Below are 2447 nucleotides of genomic sequence, written 5' to 3'. Positions count from 1 at the left end.
GCCCAAGGCCAAGACGCCGGACCGCGAGCAGGAGCTCGTCGCGGCCTGATTCCCGGTATTGGTTCAGATCTTTCGGCCGTACCGGCGGCACCGCCGGTCTCGGTGAGATCCGTTGCGGACGGTGGGCGACCGCGACGGCAGGCCGTACGACACGGGATACGGGGCAGCCCGGTGTCCGGCTGCGCTGCTCCGACACAGAAAGCGGCCCGCGCCTGGGAGCAGGGCTTCGGCGTAGTCGGCGGGCGTCCGTTTCGTGATCACTTGAGCCCAAGCAGGGCCAGCGGGCGGTCTGCGTTGCGGGCGTTGTGTCGCAGAGCGGCGGCGATATTGGTCGCGCCGGCAAGCCGCAGGGCGCCGATGGCCAGGTTTCGCCAGGTGGCCATCGCCCGGGGTGCGTTGCCGGTTCGCAGCTGCGAGGCGTCTTCGGCGAACGTGGTGTCTCTGACGCGGTGCAGGGCCTCGATCTGCCAGTGATCACGGATCAGGGTCGCGAGCTGGGCGGGGTCGGCTTGCTCAGCGGTGAGGCTGGTGACTGCGTAGACGGTCTTGATGGTGGTCTTGCCGGTCTTGCGATCGGTGCGGCGGCGCTTGATCTGGACGGCCTGCCGGGCTCCGGGGAAGAGCAGGTTGTTGACCGTGGCGACCTTGATCCGTCTGATCTCCGAGCGTCCGTGGCCGGTGCCCCTTACGCGGCCCTGCAGCGGGATCTCTTCCCACGGAAGGGTTTTGAGCTGCTTGCGGAGCTTCTTCTGATTGCCCTTGGCGATCACGATGTAGTGGGCTTCGCGGCCCAGGAGGTAGTCGGCGTGCCCGCGTTGGGTGTGCATGGCGTCGCTGGTGACGACCACCCCGACCAGGTCGGCCATGGTCTCCAGCAGCGGCTGGAAGCAGGTGATCTCGTTCGTCTTTTCCTGCACGTCCAGCTGTGCCAGGACCAGGCCGGTGGTGTGGTCCAGGGCTGCGAGCAGGTGGATCTTGCGGCCTTTGGCCCTGGCGGCTCCGCGAAGGCTCTTGCCGTCGACCGCCAGGCCGTGCAGCCGGCCCCCGGCTCGGTTGCGGCGGTCGGCGAGCCAGCGGCCGACCGCCAGGTCCAGCGCGTCGCCGTCGATCCGGGCCGGCAGCCGTCGAACCGTCGTTTCCACAGGCAGGGACCGGTTAGGGAACAGGGGGTAGAGCCGCACGCCGACGTGTTCCAGCACGTGGGGCGGAGCGTCGGTGATCCTCTCGCCGAACGCCAGCAGTGACGTTGCCCCCGCCAGTACCGCGAAGGCGGCCAGGGCAAGGACGCCGGCCAGCGCGTGGCGCACTCCACGGGGATCACGCGGATCGGGCACCTGGGCGAGGCGGTCCAGCAGCCCGGGCACGTCTTCCGGCGCGACCTCGGGATGCTCGCGGAGTTGGTCAAGGGCATTCGGGATCAGCGATGATGCTTCGGCAGGCAGGGTCTTCCAGGCAGGTCACGGGGCGTCGAGAACTCCATGATCTTGAAGGCCGTGCCTGTTCCGCTCTCCCTGGCCGATCAACCTGGCAGACCGTCACGAACCGGATGCCCGGCGACTCCGCCGAAGCCCTGGCGTGTCCGCCAGTCGGAACAGAGCCGCATCATCGATCGCCGCGTTCGCCTGGCGCGCAAGGACGGCGACAATCTGCTCGAACACAGAAACGACCGCCTGCTCTGCCGCCACTGCCTCCAGCCCAAACTGCTCGTCCGTCCCTGAACCGTTCCTGGTTGGGTCCTGACTCTAAGCTTGGCGTTTAAGGTCGCCGGGTCACCCGACTTGCTGATCTTGCCCTCTTCAGGAGACAGCAGGACGGCCGTTCTTCACGCTTCGAGGTGTCGAGCAACGTCGCGTGAAGGAACGGCCGCTGGTGAAGAGTCTTGCCCCTGAACAGTCCACTGACGCTGCGCTGGGCGTCCTGTCCCACTTTCGTGTCCAGTTCTACGACTGCCTCTACACCCGGGCTGATGCACTCTTCGAGCTCACCGACGCGGTGCTGTGTGCTGATGGTCCGGTGACGTCGCTGGTCGAGCTGACCCTGACAGCCGAGCACCGGCGCGGGCACGGGCACGGGCACGGGGCAATGTACGACGCGTTGAACAGCGGCTGACTGGAGCCCCGCCGCCTGCGCAGGCTGCTTGCCTCCACGCCGCTGCCGCGTGCGGCCGACGGGCGGATCGTGCTCGCGGTCGATGTGAGCAACTGGCTGCGTCCCGATGCCCCGACCAGCGACGACCTGCTGTTCTGCCACGTCTACGGGCGGGGCCGCAGCGCGGATCAGTTCATCCCTGGCCGGCCCTACTCCTTCGTCGCCGCCCTGGAAACGGGGCGCACCTCGTGGACGGCCGTACTGGACGCGATCCGGCTGGGCCCGGCCGACGACGCCACCGCGGTGACTGCTGCCCAGCCGCGCGATGACGTCGTCCGGCTCGTGCGGGCCGGGCAGTG

At 68.5% G+C, this 2447-nt stretch carries 2 protein-coding genes and 1 pseudogene; 2 read left to right on the top strand and 1 reads right to left on the bottom strand.

The genetic code is table 11. From position 1 onward, the window contains the following. The first annotated feature begins 107 nt into the window (after positions 1-107). Positions 108-257 (top strand): DUF6207 family protein, encoded by a 150-nt coding sequence (locus ABZV34_RS38545; RefSeq protein ID WP_356287671.1) that lies wholly within the window; start codon positions 108-110, stop codon positions 255-257. On the opposite strand, the gene ABZV34_RS38540 is transcribed toward ABZV34_RS38545, so the two are convergent. Continuing rightward, a complete protein-coding gene (locus tag ABZV34_RS38540) occupies positions 258-1364 on the bottom strand; it encodes an ISAs1 family transposase (RefSeq protein ID WP_356287668.1) in 1107 nt (368 codons plus the stop codon). A 544-nt stretch (positions 1365-1908) separates the two neighbouring features. On the opposite strand from ABZV34_RS38540, the pseudogene ABZV34_RS38535 reads away from it, so the two are divergent. Next, positions 1909-2447, top strand: a pseudogene (locus tag ABZV34_RS38535) (transposase); the annotation flags it as partial.

It is taken from the genome of Streptomyces sp. NPDC005195, from assembly GCF_040608315.1.
GTDB lineage: Bacteria > Actinomycetota > Actinomycetes > Streptomycetales > Streptomycetaceae > Streptomyces > Streptomyces kaempferi.
The sequence above is the reverse complement of the archived record's forward strand: the minus strand, read 5'-3'. Positions and strand labels throughout refer to the sequence as shown.